Annotated in this window: 16 protein-coding genes; 11 read left to right on the top strand and 5 right to left on the bottom strand. The window is 59.9% G+C overall.

Annotated features, from left to right (window positions below):
- Nucleotides 1-38: 38 nt before the first annotated feature.
- From NGM28_RS26560 to vasI, 5 genes are all read right to left on the bottom strand, one after another.
- Complete coding sequence (locus NGM28_RS26560; protein ID WP_252092300.1) at nt 39-803, bottom strand: SDR family oxidoreductase; 765 nt, start codon at nt 801-803, stop codon at nt 39-41.
- Nucleotides 804-1,052: 249 nt separating this feature from the next.
- A complete protein-coding gene (locus NGM28_RS26555) occupies nt 1,053-1,550 on the bottom strand; it encodes a formyl transferase (protein ID WP_240067111.1) in 498 nt (165 codons plus the stop codon).
- A gap of 79 nt (nt 1,551-1,629) precedes the next feature.
- Complete coding sequence (gene tssM / locus NGM28_RS26550; RefSeq protein ID WP_252092299.1) at nt 1,630-5,247, bottom strand: type VI secretion system membrane subunit TssM; 3,618 nt, start codon at nt 5,245-5,247, stop codon at nt 1,630-1,632.
- 7 nt (nt 5,248-5,254) lie between these two features.
- Nucleotides 5,255-6,706, bottom strand: a complete 1,452-nt coding sequence (gene tssA, locus NGM28_RS26545; protein WP_240067113.1) for a type VI secretion system protein TssA — start codon at nt 6,704-6,706, stop codon at nt 5,255-5,257.
- Nucleotides 6,694-7,233, bottom strand: a complete 540-nt coding sequence (vasI, locus tag NGM28_RS26540) for a type VI secretion system-associated protein VasI (RefSeq protein ID WP_240067114.1) — start codon at nt 7,231-7,233, stop codon at nt 6,694-6,696. The genes tssA and vasI overlap by 13 nt, the downstream gene beginning before the upstream one ends.
- Nucleotides 7,234-7,640: 407 nt before the next feature.
- Between vasI and tssB the strand changes: the two genes are divergently transcribed.
- The 11 genes from tssB to NGM28_RS26485 all read left to right on the top strand — a co-directional run.
- A complete protein-coding gene (gene tssB / locus NGM28_RS26535; RefSeq protein ID WP_252092298.1) occupies nt 7,641-8,144 on the top strand; it encodes a type VI secretion system contractile sheath small subunit in 504 nt (167 codons plus the stop codon).
- A 17-nt stretch (nt 8,145-8,161) separates the two neighbouring features.
- The gene (gene tssC, locus NGM28_RS26530) at nt 8,162-9,652 is read left to right on the top strand and encodes a type VI secretion system contractile sheath large subunit (RefSeq protein ID WP_252092297.1); all 1,491 of its coding nucleotides are present in this window, start codon (nt 8,162-8,164) and stop codon (nt 9,650-9,652) included.
- Nucleotides 9,649-10,059, top strand: coding sequence for a type VI secretion system baseplate subunit TssE (gene tssE, locus NGM28_RS26525; RefSeq protein WP_252092296.1), 411 nt, complete (start codon nt 9,649-9,651; stop codon nt 10,057-10,059). Before tssC ends, tssE begins: the two co-directional genes overlap by 4 nt.
- 3 nt (nt 10,060-10,062) lie before the next feature.
- Nucleotides 10,063-11,829, top strand: coding sequence for a type VI secretion system baseplate subunit TssF (tssF, locus tag NGM28_RS26520; protein ID WP_252092295.1), 1,767 nt, complete (start codon nt 10,063-10,065; stop codon nt 11,827-11,829).
- Nucleotides 11,793-12,809: a type VI secretion system baseplate subunit TssG gene (gene tssG / locus NGM28_RS26515; RefSeq protein WP_252092294.1), complete on the top strand. Its 1,017-nt coding sequence runs from the start codon at nt 11,793-11,795 to the stop codon at nt 12,807-12,809. Before tssF ends, tssG begins: the two co-directional genes overlap by 37 nt.
- On the top strand, nt 12,806-13,363 hold the full coding sequence (locus tag NGM28_RS26510; protein ID WP_252092293.1) for an FHA domain-containing protein: 558 nt from the start codon (nt 12,806-12,808) through the stop codon (nt 13,361-13,363). Before tssG ends, NGM28_RS26510 begins: the two co-directional genes overlap by 4 nt.
- 14 nt (nt 13,364-13,377) lie before the next feature.
- Nucleotides 13,378-14,154: a type VI secretion system lipoprotein TssJ gene (tssJ, locus tag NGM28_RS26505; RefSeq protein WP_275679456.1), complete on the top strand. Its 777-nt coding sequence runs from the start codon at nt 13,378-13,380 to the stop codon at nt 14,152-14,154.
- A 53-nt stretch (nt 14,155-14,207) separates the two neighbouring features.
- On the top strand, nt 14,208-15,545 hold the full coding sequence (gene tssK / locus NGM28_RS26500; protein ID WP_252092292.1) for a type VI secretion system baseplate subunit TssK: 1,338 nt from the start codon (nt 14,208-14,210) through the stop codon (nt 15,543-15,545).
- 64 nt (nt 15,546-15,609) lie between these two features.
- Nucleotides 15,610-16,401 (top strand): type IVB secretion system protein IcmH/DotU, encoded by a 792-nt coding sequence (gene icmH / locus NGM28_RS26495; protein ID WP_240067124.1) that lies wholly within the window; start codon nt 15,610-15,612, stop codon nt 16,399-16,401.
- Between the two features lie 133 nt (nt 16,402-16,534).
- Entirely contained in the window at nt 16,535-17,050 is a 516-nt protein-coding gene (locus NGM28_RS26490; RefSeq protein WP_102682902.1) for an Hcp family type VI secretion system effector, read from the top strand.
- A 72-nt stretch (nt 17,051-17,122) separates the two neighbouring features.
- The coding region (locus NGM28_RS26485) for a type VI secretion system Vgr family protein (protein WP_252092308.1) at nt 17,123-18,653 on the top strand (1,531 nt) is incomplete at its 3' end.

Raw genomic sequence — 18,653 nt, 5'->3', positions numbered from 1 at the left:
ATCGTTTCTACAGCACCACGCGGAACCTGCAGCCCACCTCACCCCCGCACCACCGACACCCCGCCATCCACCACCATGGCCGCCCCGGTCATGAAACTCGATGCCTCCGACGCCAAAAACAACGCCGCCTCTGCGATCTCCTGCGGCCGGGCCAGGCGCTTGAGGGCATGCAACCCTTCGACATGGGCCCGGGCCTCGGGGCTGTTCATCGCACTGCGGCCCATGGGCGTATCGGTACCGCCGGGCAGCAGCGCGTTGGCGCGTATGCCACGGCTGCCCTGCTCCGCCGCAATGACCTGGACCAGGCCGACCAGCCCGGCCTTGCTCGCCGCATAGGCGGCCATGCCCGGCATGCCCACACTGTGGCCGACAAAGGTCGAGGTGAAAATCAGCGAGCCGCCGCCACGGGCCAGCAACGCTGGAATCTGCGCCTGGGCGCAGAGGAAGGCGCTGGTGAGGTTGGTGTGCAGGGTGTGCTGACAGACTTCCAGGGACAGCTCGGGGACGGCGGCCAGTTCACCGAGGGTACCGGCATTGTTGAAGGCGATGTCCAGGCCACCGAAGCGCGCCACCGCCACGTCCACCAGTTCCCTGACCAACGCCGCATCGGTGATGTCGCCAGCCACGGCAATAGCCCGGCCTTGCCCGGCCGCCGCGAAGTCCGCCGTCAGCTGCTCGAGTTCGGCCTGGCGCCGGGCCGTGAGCACAAGGTTGGCGCCGTGCCGGGCGAACAATGTCGCCGCGGCTCGGCCGATACCGGAGCTGGCGCCGGTGATGATTGCCACTTTGCCTGCCAGTTGCATGATGAGTACCTCGTGCTGAAGGTGATTTGCAGGGTGCGCGGGTACTATCGGGTGCGGTACGGGGGGATGCTCTCCGTTTCTTGCGGACTGTGGTCAGCCGACTGCAAGATGAAGAGCCGACGAGTCAGGGGGAGCACTGGCCAAGGGCGAGCCAAACTGGCAGCCTCAGGTGAAAATGGAAAGCTGCGAACAGGAGCGCTGCTATGCCCTCCTCCTCAGGACTGGCCACCATCAGGCGCCTGCGCAAGCTTACGTACAGTCATCGAACCCATGCTCAGACATCTGCGGCATCACTACCGACACCTCGCTACGAACTGCCGCGCGAATCTCTTCGAAGGCCTTCTTTGTAAGGAGACACTTAGCATGGCGCACGAACAACGCTTGCTCGGATAGCTGGGTCAACAGATTCAACTTACGCCTCTCTTCCTTCTGCTGATACTGTGCTAAGCCACGATCAACCCGAATGCCAGCCAACTCCTTCTTGGTCATGATGATTGCGTAGTTGATACTTCTCAGCCACTGAGTATCCAGATCCTTGTGCCCAGCATAAGCCTCCTGCCGGGCAAGCTTGACCTGTGCCCGCATTGAAGCGATTTCGGCAACCAGGGTCGCTTCGCGACTGAGCATTTCGATCACTCGGTGACCTCTGTGCTCCATTTTCTCCCTGCACTGGGTTGCAAGGCCAACGAGTACCTCTTCTTCCATCACTTCTCCTCCTGCGACGATCGGATTGCGCACGGTGCGCATCCCAGCCTCAAGTTGTTAGATGGCCTGGGTACAGTAATGCAAAGTTTGTACTCGCTCTTCCTTTTGTATCGCCCACTCCTTACATGACAGGTGCGCCCGCCTGTCCGAACAGAGCCACCCTGGATGGCTGTTGCAGCAACCCGCGCGGCAAGCGGAAGCCTTTGAACGGTTGTTGAGTAATTGGGTTGAAGGCCTTCTCTGCGCTGAGCCGGTAGCGCATCACACCATCACCAGTCCTGAAACTCAGATCCACGCTGGTCGCCGTCCGCCCATTGAGCGAACCGCGACTGAGCAGGCGAAACATGGACCATGGCCCTCGGTACTCTAGGCTGCTACTGTTGCCGTTCTGCCTGAGCAGCGTCAGGTTGCTACGCACATGTTGCCCAAGCGTATTGGGCCAGATGATGCCGGTGATCTGGCTCGTGCCATGGGTGTAGGAAATCAACTGACCGTCCAGATCCAGCAGGCTGGTGCGCTGGTTCGCACTCAGCCCTAACGGCTCGATACTGAACTGCACACTCAAGTTGCCGCGCTGATCGAAGAACGTTTCGCGAATGCGGTCTGCCAGTTCCAACTGTTCGATCACATCGCTGCGGATCAGGGACTGCCCCTGCTGGCCGGTTTGCAGGGTTTCGAGGTTGTCCTTCAGGAACACCTTCAGATACTGCTCATTGAACTGCTTCAGCCGGCCCTTCGGCCCGAAGAACGCCTCGAAGTCATCCAGGGAAGCGTCGGGCGCCCTGGCCACGAAGGGGTATCGGCCTGCCAGGCGCTGCTGGAAGAAGCTGTACACCTCGGCGTCCCAGCGCCGTTCCAACTCGCGCAGCGCTTCAACGTTCAGTACCTGCGCCGTTTGATCAGCCACCTTTCGGACCTGGTGGTTGATCGGCTCAGGCAAGCCGGTGGATACCCGTTGCAAGGTGCCGATGGGGTCATGCCCGGTCATCGAGAAACGCTGATGCACGGCCTGCAGTGCGGCCTTGCCTCGGTCCGGGCTGTCCTGCACCGCCTTGGCGTAGTCGTGCACGGCTGCGATAGCAGCCAGGGTTTCATCGTAGTAGCTAGGCTTCTCTGCCGTTACCTGCAGCATCGCGCTCAGCCCGGCAAAGGCCCTTTGAATAGTCCACGCCTGCTGATGCTCAGGCTTACTACTTGTCGGTGGCACTGTCTTGGCTTCATCTGCCACCTCAACAACGCCAGTCGATGAGAACGACGTGTTGTCCCTTACCGTATCGAGCAATCGATGCAGCGGCGCCGCAGGCCCCGTCAACTGCTGCAGGATCGCGACACCATGGTCCAGGTCACGGAAATCAGCCACGCTGAAAGCGTTGAGGGCACGGCGCCAACTGTCAATGTAATCGGCGCTGTATAAGTTGCGCAGCCGTTCGCTCAGCGCCTCCCTGTCGGCGTCCGAATAATCGAGCTGGCTACGCTCGCCCAGCGCCCATTGGTCAATCATCGCCAAATCGGCGAAGCTCTGACTGCGTGGCTCGAAGTACTCCTCGAAACCTTTGGCAGTGAGCATCGGCGCTAACAGCACATCATTACCCTTACTGGCGCCCATGGACGGCTGATACACCACGTCGAAGGCAGGCCCAACCTGATGACGCAAGTCCAGCCCGGTGTACAACTGCTCCCCGGCCTGTTGTTTTAGGCCGGCGTAAACCCGCTCGGGGAGCGGCACCTTGCGCAGCGCTGCCTGCGCCACGGCGACACGTTGGCTGTACTGAGGCAGGTCGGTATCGGCGTAGGCCAAGGCGTACTTAAGGTGCCGCATGAGGTCGCGCTGCAGTTGCCCCTGGCCAGGGAATTTCTGCTGCCATTGTCGGGCCATCCACTCTTCGACCCATTCGTTGCGGCGGTTCTGACGGTCTTCCAGCATGCGGTAAACCCTGAGGGCAGCCATTTGCTGCTCACTGCCTGGCGGCGCCGCATCCATGGCATCGATCACACCACTGGCCAAGGCCGGCAGGAACCGCTTGGAGAGCAAACTGAGATATGCCTCATCGACACGCGGGCCTATAGCGCGCCCCTGATACAGGCCAAAATCGGAAACACCCGGCCATGCAGCGCGGTAGTCGCCAAAAACCGATACCGCATCGCGAATCTGGTCCAGCGGCTCCAGCAGGTTGCGTCCGGTAGGATCCTGACGCTGGTCCACCTCGTGATGGCTGTACTCCCTGCTTTTGGCAAGCACGTTGGCAGCTTTGTCGCCATTGATGTCAAAAAAGCGCTGCCAGCCGGCGATGGCGACACAAAAAGCCAGCATGCCTACCCCTGAGCCCACCCATAGGAGTTGGCGCTTGCTGCGTGCCACCTTGATGTTATCCCCAGCAAGTCCGGCTTCCTTATAGATGACGCGCCCGAACACATGCTGGATGAAGTACGGCAGCGCCTTGGTTTGCGCCTTGCCCTCGAGCAGAGGGAGCTTCGTCTTGTAGGGTTGCGCGGCCTCGCGCACGAACGCATTGAACATGTCACCTTGCTGGATGACCGAGGACCAGTACACTCCGCGTACCAAGGCTGGCGTGGTGTAGCGATCACTGGCCAGCGCTTCTTTTAGGAATTCCAGCAGTATTGGGCGCACGCCGATCAATTGGGCATGCAATGAGAACAGGCGCGCGCGCTGCGGAGCACTGTCCAGCGCATCCAACCGATCCACCACCTGCTCGAACAGCTGGCTGATCAACTGTTCGTAGTGATCGCCATACTCCTCCAGCCAAGCGTCGAACGTGCCGATCGCATCCAGCTTGAACGTGAAACCGAGCATTTTTTCCCGCATGGAGACGGACAGCCCGGCATAGAGCTGGTCGAACCCGTCCAACAGGTCGAACTTGGTCAGCACCACATACAGCGGCAGCCGCGCACCCAATTGACTACTGACCTCGAACAGACGGGTGCGCAACACATGCGCCAAGGCAATGCGCTGCTCGGGTGTGCCATGCAAAAGCGCGGGTAAGTCGACTACCAGCAATATGCCATTTAGGGCTCTCTGGTTGCGGCTGCGCAACAACCAGTCCAGCAGGTGCTGCCACAGCCTGGCCGAGGTTGCTGGTGGCACTTGCTGTGTGGCTGATTCGTCGACGGGCGAGCCTGCCAGCGACTCCTGCCTGATGAACGCCCCTGGCGGATCGATGATCACCGCATCATTGCTGACCCACCAACCTATCGGAAAGGCCAGCGCTTGGGCCTGCCTGCCCCGAGCCTGTGCCTTGTCGATGCGGGTCAGGGAAAAGCTTTGTTCTGTGCGATCGATGAAGCTGGTCTTGCCAGCATGCTGGTCGCCTATCACCAAGTACCAGGGCAATCGATACAACGCACGTCGCCCGCCTGCGCCATCGAGAAATCGCGAAAGTCCTTGGTCCAAGGCTTTCTCTTGCGCCTGAACCAGCGGCAATACGCTGTCCAGCTCAGCGGCCACCGCCTGCTTGCGCTCAGCCTGCAGGCGAACGTATTGCCTGCGCAGCACCACTAGCCAGCACAACAGCGGCGCCAGCACGAGCACCAGGCTGGCCAAGCTGCGATGCGCCAGGCTGGCCAGCGGGTGCTGTTCACGCCACATCCACTGCGGCCCGAGCCACCAGATGGCGACCAGCATCAGCACGGTACCCAGCACAAGCAGCAACGGCATGGCCAGGCCGATCCGAGTCATCAGGGGCAAACCCCAACGTTTCAATAGCTTCCATAGTTGATTCATGGGGGTCCTAGTCCTTGTTCTGATCAGCCAACACATGAGCAGAGGCATACTGTTGCAGTCGTTGAAACACCTCTGGCTCCCAAACGGCGGCCGTGGTGTGCTGCATGGTCCGTGCGACGTTGGCGCACAGGTCCTGAGCCAGCCAGGACACGCCTCGCGCTGCCAAGAGATCGGCCGCAATGACGGTGGTATGGCAGCGCTCACGCGGAGCACGAAGGTTCGCCTGCATGGCCTGCAACTTGAGTAAGACCGGCTCTACCCCACCTGCGTCCAACTGACCGGCCAACTCTTCGCGCAGGCCTGCGAACTCGTGGGCAGATTCGGCTTGCGTTTGCCCAGCTGCGCCTCTGAGCCAAGCCATGCCTTGATCGTCCACGAACGACCTGCCGTCGCTGAAACACAACTGCTGGAGCGCGGGCATGCGTTGGACGAATCGGGCAGTCGCTGCGCGGATTGCCTCAGCTACCTCCCCCATCGCCAGCCGTGTCGCCGCACTGGCCGCGAGGAAACTGCCGCGTACCCAAAAGGGGCAAGCCGTCACGCTCTTTTCGATCCGCTGAAGCAACGCGGCGTTGATCGCGGTGCCAGCAATCGCCTCTTCATAGTCGCTGGCGATATCCAGCGGCACCGCCATCAGTTCCGTGCGATTGCCTTGCTTGATTTGAGGCGCCGCCTGGATATGGGCCCACAGGCCGAATCGACGCAACTGGTAGCCCGTTGGGTCGTAGGGGTCTTGTTGATTGATCATCTCGGCCATGGCCAGCACGGCCCGTCGTGATTCGCGCTCGTTGCCTAACGACACACGAGGCATTGGGGTGGCAATGACCTCGGCCAGCGGCGCAGACTTGGTGGCCGCCGCCGACGACTTCGCCGCAGCAGGCGCGCCAGCACCGCTCGCCTGCTCCGCCTGCTTGCGCAGCAGTCGACCTACATCATTCAGAAAGGCTCCATCCAACTGAGCAACGGCTTGCTGCTGTTGCAGGCGCCGCAATGCCTCTTGAGCTACGGCCGCATGAGCAGGGGTGAATGTGTAGCGGTCCAGGCGCGGCAGCGCTTCGTTCAAACGATCGAGCACAAGGCCAACCAGCTTGCGCTTGCCCAGGAAACCTTTGGGGCCAGGCTTTGGATGCGCAACCTCCCAATAGCGCTCGACCATGCCGGCCAGCAACGCCAAGGTAAAACCCCATCGCTCCCAACATCCACTGCGAAGCCACGCAGCACTCAGGTGCGCGACGATACGCAAGTGCTTGCACTGCTGCGCCAGATACTGTCGTGAGGCTTCCTCGATATAGGCCCAGTCGATGGTGGATGCCTGCAGCCCGCCCAGCTTGACCATTTCCTGGTCAATGGCCTGATAGGTTTCGTCCTCCACGTCGAACAGACCGACCGGTGCCTGCGCATCGATGGGTGCGAGCAGCCGGAGAATTTCCTGTGCGTTGACCTCTGCTACCAGCGACATGTTTTGCGCGCCTCGTCGATGAGCGGGTCCAGGCCTTGAGCATCGAAGACCAATCCATCAATGGAGGGGTTGTCGCTTTGGACCTGAATGCGATGGGCCCCAATCAGTTGCTTGATCTGCTCGATTCCGGGCAAGCCCCGGCCCGCATCGAGTACCTGACCGTTCTCCGTCACCTGCCAAGGGGTGGCGACGGTGGTGCTCCGCTCCCCCTGCAATCGCACTGTCACCCGACCAGCATCAATAGGTTGCGCGGCGACCAGTTGCAGCCTGGAGATGTTCTGCAAACAACTGATCACCAGGTAGGGATGCGACGCGGCCGAAGCGATTGCAGGTGCAGAGATCGTCAGCCCGTCCTCTTCAGGCGTGAGTCGAAACGTTAGGTCGTCGGGATGGCGTCCTGCTTCGTGAGTCAGCACCCGGCGCACCGTGGGTGAGTCCTGTTCTGGCGGCGACCACTGCATGGGCACCGAGTGTGCAGGCGTTCCGGCGGCTTCATCAAAACACGCCAAACGCTCAAGGTTGGACACGATCCGCGAGCAATCCTGATCGGAATACACGGGTATTGGCATACACCCGAGCACCAGCCAAAGACTTACGCCACAAGTTTTATTACCAAGCATCGCAAGTAAATACCTTTCATATAGTGCATATGGCCTATTCAAATTAGCGAATCTGAAACAACCCTCCCAGGCACTCAAATTCCCGCAAACGGCAAGAGCCTAGCCCATCAGAACAGCAACAAACAAAAAAATATTTTTTAACATTTTCATACTCGACGACACGACAAAGCCAAGCGCAATGTTTTACGCGACGCACAACCAATCCCGCACTTTGTTTACACCCACGACAAGCAAATAGGAAACTTCCCACACACTAATTTGTAACTAAAAACCCAATATAGACAACTCTTACTAGAACACGGAGAGATTCTGCGATGGCAAAATCCACAGGATCGGTTGCACCTAAAGAACGCATCAACATCAAATACGTACCCGCCACCGGCGATGAACAGGCCGAAGTAGAGCTGCCGCACAAGATGTTGGTAATGGGCGACTTCGGCCTGGATGACACCCGTTCGCTGGAAGACCGATCGGTCATGCGTATCGATAAACACACCTTCAACAACGTGTTGAACGACGCCGATGTCAACTTGGCCATGTCGGTACCTTCCATGCTCAGAACGGCTGCCGACGCGGAGCTGGCGGTCAATCTGCAGTTCAGATCGATCAATGACTTCGGGCCAGACGGCATCGCCCGCCAAGTACCAGAGCTCAGCAAGCTTCTGGAGCTGCGTGAGGCGCTGGTGGCACTGAAAGGCCCGCTGGGCAACGTGCCCGCTTTCCGCAAGCAATTGCAGCACCTGTTGAACAACGAGCAGGCCCGCAAACAACTCGCCGAAGAATTGGACCTGGTGCTTGAGGCGCCAAAAGAAGACTGAGACAACGGAGCGTCCCCATGCCAAAGCCAACCAGCACCTCCCTCGCCGCTGAACTATCTGGCGAGACATTGAGCCATGCCACTCTGCTCGATCAGATCATGGCGCAAACAAAACTAGTGCCCGCTCAAGAGGGCTATCAAGTCGCTCGTCAAGGCGTATCGGCCTTTATTGCAGAAATACTCAAAACTGGTGATCCAGATCAACTAATCAATAAACATCGCGTCGACCAGATGATTGCAGAGCTGGATCGAGTGCTCAGCAAGCAAATGGATGCCATTCTTCATCAGCCGGAATTCCAGGCGCTCGAATCCTCGTGGCGCAGCCTCAAACTTCTGGTGGACCGCACGGACTTCCGCGAGAACATCAAGCTTGAAGTCCTGCATGTCAGCAAAGAAGACTTGCTCGACGATTTCGACAATGCCGCCGATATCACCTGCAGCGGTATGTACAAACACGTTTACACCGCAGGCTATGGGCAGTTCGGTGGTGAGCCGGTGGCGGCCATGCTGGGGAACTACAACTTCGGTCCCTCTTCGCCAGACATAAAGTTACTGAGCTACATGGCCTCTGTCGGCGCCATGTCGCATGCCCCGTTCCTGGCCGCCCCCTCCCCCGATTTCTTCAATCTGAGCAGCTTTGAAGAGCTGCCAAACCTGAAGGAAATCAAAGACATTTTCGCAGGGCCGCGACATGCCAAATGGCGCGCCTTCCGCGAAAGCGAAGATGCCCGCCACACAGCGCTGACCGGGCCACGCTTCATGCTTCGCTCGGCCTACCACCCCCAGGAACAGCCGATCAAAAGCTTCAACTACGAAGAAAGTATCGACGGGCGACACGACAATTACCTGTGGGGCAATTCCGCCTTCCTGCTGGCCAGCTGCATCAACGACAGCTTTGCCCGCTACCGCTGGTGCCCGAACATCATCGGCCCGCAGTCCGGTGGCGCCGTGGAGGATCTGCCAGTGCATCTCTACGAGGCGCTTGGGCAGTTGCAAGCGAAGATCCCAACCGAGGTGCTGATTTCCGACCGCAAGGAATTCGAGCTGGCCGAAGAAGGCTTCATTGCGCTGACCATGCGCAAGGACAGCGACAACGCCGCGTTCTTCTCGGCCAATTCGGTACAGAAACCGAAGAACTTCCCCAAGACCCCGGAAGGCTTGCAGGCTCAAACCAACTACAAGCTGGGCACACAGTTGCCTTACCTGTTCATCGTCAACCGGCTGGCCCATTACATCAAGGTACTGCAACGCGAGCAGATCGGCAGCTGGAAGGAACGCCGCGACCTTGAGTCCGAGCTGAACAAATGGATCAGGCAGTACGTCGCCGACCAGGAAAATCCCTCGGCCGACGTGCGCAGCCGCCGCCCCCTACGTGCCGCGAAGGTCGAGGTTTCAGACGTTGCCGGCGATCCGGGTTGGTATCAGGTTTCGCTCGCAGTGCGCCCGCACTTCAAATACATGGGCGCGAACTTCGAGATCTCCCTGGTAGGCCGGCTCGACACCCAATGAGCGGATTTTTCGACCGCTTGGTAGCCGATCAGTCCGTGATCCAGGCGCCGTCCAGGCAAGAGAACGCGTCCCACAAGTTCGCCGCCATCAAGCGCCACTTGGAAACGCTGCTCAACGCTCGTCAGGGTTGCTCACAGAGCAGCCCTGAGCTGGGCCTGCGTGATTTCAACGGGCATGACGTGAGCAGTGGCGACCTCCTGAAACAAGTGAGCGCCGACATACGCCGCACCATCCAGCGTTTCGAGCCTCGCGTGCAGGTACGTTCACTCAAAGCCGTGCCCGCTTGTCACGCCCCTCAGGAGCTGCAATTCAGGCTGGACTGCCAAGTGCAGGTGAATAACCACACGGAGCAGTTGCAACTGGAGCTGCTGGTCAACGGCCATAACCGCCATACCCGAGTGAGGTAATCGATGTCGCTCAAAGATCGATTCAGCGAAGAGTTACGCTACCTCCATGAACTTGGGGACGACTTCGCCCAGGACAATCCACAACTTGCCCGGCTGCTGGGCAAGAGGGGTGGCGACCCCGATGTGGAGCGCTTGATGGAAGCCTTCGCCTTTCTGACGGCGAAGCTGCGCCTCAAGTTGGAGGACGACCTCCCAGAGCTGACGCACCCGATGTTGCAACTGCTGTGGCCCAACTACCTTCGCCCGCTGCCGAGCGCCACGATCATCCAGTTCACACCGTGCAAACAGGCGCTCAGCCAGTCGCAACGCGTGCCAAGGGGGGCACGCCTGCTCTCCAAGCCTGTCGACGGAGTTCCCTGTGAGTTCCGCACCTGTACCACCGTGGACATTCACCCGTTGGAGATCGACGCGGTGGCCTCAACCCAAACGCTCGACAGTTCAGTGGTTCGCATCGACCTACACACCCTGGTCGAGCGCCCATTGAACACGCTCGAATGCACCAGCCTCGACTTTCACCTAAGCGGTACCACCCGAACAGCGCGCACACTGTACCTATGGATCGCTCACTATCTCAGCCATGTCAGCGTGACCATCAACGATCAGGCCCGCCGGCTGCCGGCCAGCAGCATCGTCTTCCCAGGTTTCAGCCCGGACGACGCGTTGTTGCCTTATCCGCAGAACGTATTCGACGGTTACCGGATACTGCAGGAATACTTCATTTTTCCTGAGCGCTTTCACTTCTTCGCCCTGACGGGCCTGGAGAAGATCTGGCCTGGTCAGACGACTCAGCAAGTGGGTCTGGAATTCCACTTCACCCGTCAACTACCGGACTCGCTGCGCATTGGCAAAGCGGATTTCAACTTGTTCTGCGCCCCTGCGGTAAACCTGTTCAAGCACAGCGCCGAGCCCATTGACCTCTCCAACGAGGCCGCCCAGGTCGAGCTCACACCCAAAGGCGCCGAACGCCACGCCTACGAAATCTTCAGTGTCGATCAGGTGATCAGCACCCGTACGAGAAGCGACGGAAGTCCTGGTAAACACCTGCGAACCTTCCGCCCCTTCGAATCGTTCGCCCATGAGATCGAGCATGTACAAGGGCGCACAGCGCTGTATTACCGCTACACCCTCGAAGACTCACTGCGGGGTGATGGCGTCACGCATCGCATCGCCTTCGTGCGTGCCGACGCCAATACCTATATTGGTGAGTTGGAAACGGCGTCCATCGACCTGACCTGCACCAACCGCGATCTGCCCCTGGCTCTGGGCATCGATGACATCAATGTGCTCTGCGAAGTCACCCCGCCGCTGACCACCTACACCAATATCTGTGCACCGACCCGCCCCTATCGGCCGGTGCTGGACGGCCAGTTGCAATGGGCCTTGATATCCAACATGTCGCTCAACTACTTGTCGCTGCTCTCAGCCGAGCCATTGAAGGCGGTTATTCGCGCTTATGACTTCGCGGCCTTGCACGACATCCAGCAGACACGCACCACCCGCAAACGCCTCGACGGCATCCGGGATATCCAAACGGCGCCTCTGGATTGGCTGATCAAAGGGCAGCCCATTCGCGGCCTGCGCACGCAACTGAAGCTCGACCAGGCCGCATTCCTCTGCGAAGGCGACCTGTACTTGTTCGGCTGTGTGCTCGCGCACTTCTTCGCCTTGTACGCCAGCATCAATTCCTTCCATCAGCTGGAAGTGATCAACATCACCAACAACGAGCATTACACATGGCCCATCCAGACCGGCAAGCAACCGCTGATCTAGCCGACAAGTTGCTCGCGGGCGCGCAACGGTACAACTTCTACCAGTTGCTCGAGCGCCTTCACGGGCTTCACGGAGACGATCTTGAACCCCGTTGGCCCAGCGAAGAAGCCCGCCTGCGCGTGCGGCTTGGCAGCGACCCGCGCCTGAGCTTCCCCGTTTCGGACATCTGCAAGGCCGAACGCATGCCCGAGGCACAAGATCGCTATCGCGTGTGCACCACGTTCATGGGCCTGCACGGCACTGATTCGCCTTTGCCCTCCTATTACCTGGAGCAGGTGGCATACGAGCATGCACAGGGTATCGGCGTGCGCCCGGCGTTCTTCGACTTCTTCAATCACTACCTGCTCAGCCTGCTACACCGCATCTGGCGCAAGTACCGCTACTACATTCGTTTCCAGCCGGGTGCCAGCGATGGATTCTCCCAGTACATCTTTGCCCTGCTCGGGTTGAATGACAAACAGCTGCGCGGCGACACGGCGTTGCCCTGGAGCCGGCTGCTCAGTTTCGCCGGCGTCATCGCCAGCCGCAGCCGCGCACCGGGCACCGTCGCCGGCATCATCGCGCACTGCTTCGACCTGAAGCGGGTGCAGATTCGCGAGTTCGAAACCCGCTTGGTACCTACGACAATCCAGCAACTGGTAAGCCTTGGCCGCAACAATGGTGAGCTGGGCAACTCCTTCATGGTCGGCAGCCGCACGCGGACTCGCAGCAACAAGTTCACCATCGTGATCAGCGAGCTCGACCAGGCACAGCTGCGTGACCTGTTGCCCAGCGGCATCAACTTCAACCGCTTGCGTGCCCTGATCGACTTCCTGTTGCGCGACGGCTTGGCCTACGACCTGGAGCTGCGGCTGAAGCAGCACGCGCTGTCGCCCTTCTGCCTGCACCCCAGCCGTGGCGCCCAATTGGGCTGGACCAGCTTCGTCGATGACCACCACGGCCAGATCAGCCCAGTCGTGCGGTTCCGGGGGCGCTCATGAGCACTTTGATCTTGAGCATCACCAACCTCGACCAGTTGCAGCACAACGTCACCGCCCGGCACGAATTCGATCGTGCAGGTGGCACCGTCGGCAGCGCGGGAACCACGTGGCTGATCAGTGATCGTGAGCAGGGCGTGGCGCCGATCCATTGCGAGATCCGCTGGATCGAAGGCGGCTTCTGCGTGATCGACCGCTGCGAGCGCACCTACCTGAACGACAACCTCGATAGCCTGGGGCCGCTATCGGCCAGGCGTTTGCTCGAGGGTGACCGGCTACGTGTTGGCGCTTATCGACTGTTGGTTCAGCTTTCACAAGCTGATGCCCGCTCGCTGGAAGAGCTGTTCAACACTGACTTGCGGGTGCTCGACCGACTCATCCTGGATGCACCCGCGCAGCGTTGGCTGCACAAGCCCACGGCTGCCCCAGTCGTCGCTGAGATCTGCTCGGTCTTCGATCCGGGCATGGGCAACGATCCCTTGGCGGCCCTGGAAGCAATGACACGGCTGGTGCAAGAGAACCCGCTGGATCGACTGATCTCAGGAGAACGCTCGTGACGCGTCATTCACTCATGGCCGGCCTTCTGGCAACACTGATCGGGTCCTCGGGCTGCACCGCCCTGAGCAAAATGAGCCAAGTGGCGATGGACCCCTCGATACCCGTCGGCGCGACCAAGGACCAGCCCACCGAAATAGCGTTCAGCATCAACGCCAGCCCCACGCTCAACAGTAACCCCAACAGCCTGCAAGCAGCGACTGAGCAAGAAAGCAGCCTGGAACCCAGCCCCTACGCGGTCAGCTTGAGCGCGGGCGATCCCTATGCCCTGACCGAGAAAGTCGGAACCCTGCTCGAGTTTCTTCACGAGCAATTCCCGGCCATCTCGCCCGTCGAACTGCCAGAGGACGAGGCCGATGAGCCGGCTCGTTCTCCCTTGGAGGAAAGTACGCCGGGCCACTACGAAGACTCGAATGTGGTGCTGACCTTACCGCGTACAACCACTGTGGCCCCCGAGCCGGCCGCCACCCCAATGGCCATCAAGATCCTGCAACTACGCGACGACTCGCTGCTGCGCAACAGCATCTATGAGCTGTTGGACAAGGACCCCGCCAAGGTGCTGCGCAGCACCTACATTCGTGATGACGACTACCTGCTACGCCCCGGGCAATTCAAGTTCATTCCGTTTGCCGCTATCGAGACCGAGACCCGGTTCATCGCGGTGATCGCCGACTACCGCCACCAGGAAAACGCGACCTGGAGCCAGGTACTGCGCATTCCACCGCGCGGCCAACACATCATCTTGTCGGTCTTGCTCAACGACACGCAGATCCTGCTCAAGGAGGAGGACTGATGGCGCCTGCAACCCTGCCCTTCTCACTTTACTCACGCTGACATGGAGCGCTCATGAGTTCACGTAATCCCGTCCTGTGGCCTGAAGGTCTGTTCGTCAAACCGCAGCATTTCCAGCAGGCTGGCCGTGCCGCTGAAGCGGCCCTGCATCAACGCCTTGGCAGCCTGAACGCAGCCTTCTATGGATTCAGCGAACTGCAACTGAACGACGAATATTTGAGCCTGGGCAAGATCGCTATCACCCGCGCACGCGGCGTCATGCCGGACGGCACGGTGTTCGATATCCCGGCAGATCTGCCACCGCCGCCGCCGCTGGAAATCGAGGACAACGGCGCGAAAGACAGCGAGATCTATCTCTGCCTGCCACTGCGCACCGAGGGTGGCCGAGAGGTGAGCTGGCCCGACAATACCGCCAACTTCCGCTACAGCGCACAGGCTCAGGAAATCAAGGACACCCATAGCGTCGACGGCGACTTGGCGCAGGTCGATCTGGCAGTGCCCAACCTTCAGCTCAAACGCAAGGCCGATGACAGCAGCGCCTACACCCACCTTGCCATGGCACGCATTCTGGAGCGCCGGCCCGATGGCAGCCTGCAACTGGATGAAGGGTTCTACCCGACCAGCGTCTCGGTACGGGCGGTGCCGGCACTCCAGCGTTACCTCGAGGAGATCACCAATACCCTGCGCGAGCGCTCGCGCAACCTGGCTAGCCGGATAGGCGCATCGGGCCAGTCAGGTATTGCCGACATCCGCGACTTCAACCTGCTGCAGGCCATGAACCGCTGGTGGCCGTGCTTCCAACACTTGGCCAGGCAGGGGCAGACACACCCCGAGCAGTTGTACCTGCATATGAGCCAGGCCTGTGGCGAGTTCGTGACCTTCACCGACGAAAGCCGGCTGCCTCCAGAATTCCCCGCCTATCAGCACACGGCTCTGCGCACGTCATTCAAGCCACTGCAGGACACCTTGCGCCGCGCCCTGGGTACGGTCCTGCAACCGCGGGCCATCTCGCTGCCGCTGGACGCGCAGGATTACGGCGTGATGACGACAACGCTCGAAGACCGCCGCCTGATTGATGACGCGGACTTCATTCTTGCCGTGCGCGCGGACCTGCCGCCGCCAACATTGCGCCGGCTGTTCCTGCAGAAAGCCAAGGTCACATCCCTGGAGACCTTGAATGACCTGGTGCATAAGCAGTTGCCCGGCATTGCGCTACATCCGCTGCCTGTGGTCCCTCGCGACCTGCCCTTCCATGCAGGGTTCAGCTACTTCGAACTCGACCGCCGCGACCCGGCCTGGGTCTGCATGAAGACGGCTAACGGTTTTGGGATTCATATTGCGGGGGAGTTCCCTGGGCTTGAGTTGCAGTTCTGGGCGATCAGGAGTGAGTGAGATGCAAGAGAGCCACCTCGCACGCAATGAAACCGAATCAGCTCAAGCTGAGCAGTTGCCATCGATGCTTGGAAAGTCTTTACCCACTGGCGCCGTGGCCTGCGAGGCAACCACACCAAAGCCCGCCCCTGTTTACAAGGGCTACCCCGCCGATCCCGACTTTCAGCTACGGGGTGGCTACGACAACCTGATGCTGGACGCAGCCACACCACTGCTTGGCCTGGTCATGCGTCTACGCACGCTCGATGCGCTGCCCAACATTGAGGAAGTGCACCAACAGGTACGCAAGCAGATTGAAAACATCCAGCAAGAGATGCGTCAGCATGGCTACGAGACCACGCAACTTCTGGCGTATTCGTACGGCCTTTGCCTGTTCATCGATGAAGCCGTGATGGAGCGGCCCTGGGGGCAGACCAGTTACTGGAGCCAAGAGCCCCTGCTCAGCATTTTCCACAGCGAAACGTTCGGCGGCGAAAAAATCTTCACCGTTATCTCGCGCCTGATGCAAGAGCCCCAGCGCTACAAGGACGTGCTGGAGTTCATGTACTTCACCCTGTGCCTGGGACTCAAAGGCAAGTACGCCCTCGCGCCCAAAGGCGAAGAAACGCTGAACACCCTCATTCACCAACTCCACGGAATCATCCGTGAACTACGAGGGCCCACGCCGACAACGGTCTGTGACCCCTACACCAACGTTGCCCCGCGCAACTTCCGCATGAATCGGCAGTGGCCCTGGTGGAGCCCATTGGTGATTTCCGCCATCGCCATGGCCACCGCCTACGGCATCTACAGCTACCGCCTGCACCTGATCACCAGCGAGGTGCTGCAGTCGCTCAACGGCATCTTGCAGCAATGAACAGCCGGCAGTCGGCACAACCGTTTTCAACGATTTGACGCAGCGTTTGCCGCGTTGAAAAAGCCCATCGATTCCGATGGCCACGCTGCCGCTTATGCGCGTGCTTATCCACATGGACGCAGGAGAAACTGCCATGCCAACACCCGCTTACATCAAGATCGAAGGCCAGACCCAAGGCAACATCACCGCGGGCGCCTTCACCTCCGACTCGGTCGGCAACGTGTTTGTCGAGGGCCACGAAGACGAGATTCTGGTGCAAGAGATCAAGCACCAGGTGACCGTACCTACCGACCCGCAAAGCGGCCAACCTGCAGGCCAACGGGTCCACAAACCCTTCATCTTCACCAGCGCCCTGAACAAGGCGACACCGCTGATGTATCAGGCCCTGTCCAGCGGCGAAATGCTGCCGACCGTCGAAGTCAACTGGTACCGCACTTCGGTAGAGGGCAAGCAGGAGCACTTCTTCACCACCAAGCTGGAGGACGCCACCATCGTCGACATCAACACCACCTTGCCTCATGCACAAAACAAGGAGAACGCTGACTTCACCCAGTTGATCGAGGTATCGATGTCATACCGCAAGATCTCCTGGACACACGTCACCGCTGGCACCGAAGGCTCCGACGACTGGCGTAAACCCGTCGTCTAACCCGGCTGAACATCCCTGGCAGGCAGGCCCTGCCGGGGGCGTTTGAACTCTCGGACGGCGGAAGGACTTTTCATGCCCAGCCAATCTGATTTGCGATACACCTTTGAGCCACTCGCTGGCAATGCCGAGTTTGAAGTGGTGTCGTTTGAACTCAAGGAAGAAATCAGCGCGCCTTTCACGCTCGAGCTGGAATTGATCAGCTTCGAGCCCGACATCGATTTCGGCCAACTGCTGGATAAACCCATCGTATTCACGGTCTGGGATGGCAAAGGTCCGCTGCGCCACGTGCATGGGCTGGTCAGCCGATTCAGCCAGGGTGAAAGCGGCTTTTACCGTACCTACTACCACGCCTTGGTCGAGCCCATCCTGGCCCGCGCCGGACTGCGCTCGAACTGGCGCATCTTCCAGCAAAAGACCGTTACGCAGATTATTGAACTGATGCTTCAGCGTCAGGGCATCGATCAATACGAGCTTCGCGCGAGCCTGGACCACCAGGTGCGCGAATTCTGCGTGCAGGCGGGCGAAACCGACCTCGACTTCATCGCCCGATTGGCGGCTGAAGAGGGCTTCGTCTATCGCTTCGAGCACAGTGAAAAACTGCATAAGTTGATCATCACGGATCAACTGCAATCCCTTGGGTTGATCAGCCATGGCGCGCTCAAGACCGACAACGATGACCTCTTCGATGGCGAGGACGTTATCGATCCCAACACCGTCCTGTATCAATCCAACAGTGGCGGCGATCAAGCCAGGCCTTGCCTACGGCGCTTGCGCTACAGCGAGCAGGTCCGAACCTCGCGACAGGTCCAGCGCGACTACACCTTCACTCACCCGGCGTATCGCCAGGAACACCGTGCTTGCGGCCCTTTCCTGGAACACCAGTCCACCGAGTACGAGCGTTTCGACTATCCCGGCCGCTACAAACGCGATGCCGTGGGCAAACCGTTCACCGAAAACCGGATCACTGCCCTGCGCCATGATGTGCGCATTGCAGAAGTTCAGGGCGATGACGTCAGGCTGCAGCCTGGGCTCAGCTTCACGCTCACAGGCCACCCACGTGATGATCTGAATGCGCATTGGCGCGTGAACAGCGTGGTGCACAAGGGCAGCCAGTTCACCAGTCTGCAGGAAGAAGCCGCTGGCCTCGACCAGAGCACGCACTACGAGCAAACCGCTCAGCTGGTACCCGGCAGAACCGAGTGGCGCCCTGCTCCGCTGGCAAAGCCCCGGATTGACGGGCCGCACATGGCCACCGTGGTCGGCCCGCCAGGTGAAGAGATCTATTGCGACGAATGGGGCCGGGTCAAGGTCAGCTTTCCCTGGGACCGGGAGAGCAACAACAACGAGTTCAGCTCCTGCTGGGTCCGGGTATCCCAAGGCTGGGCAGGTGGCAGTTGGGGCTCGATGGCCATCCCGCGGATCGGCCAGGACGTGATCGTCCAGTACGTCAACGGCGACCCCGACCAGCCGATGATCACCGGGCGCACCTATTGCGGTAACCAGTTGCCGCCCTACGACTTGCCCGACCACAAGACCCGCATGACCATCAAGAGCCAGACCCATAAGGGGGAGGGGTTCAATGAGTTGCGGTTCGAGGATGAGC

Origin of the sequence: Pseudomonas sp. MWU13-3659 (assembly GCF_023757525.1) — a bacterium.
In the GTDB taxonomy this organism is placed as follows: Bacteria; Pseudomonadota; Gammaproteobacteria; order Pseudomonadales; family Pseudomonadaceae; genus Aquipseudomonas; species Aquipseudomonas entomophila_E.
Note: the sequence above shows the minus strand (reverse complement) of the source record. Positions and strands in the feature narration are given on the sequence as shown.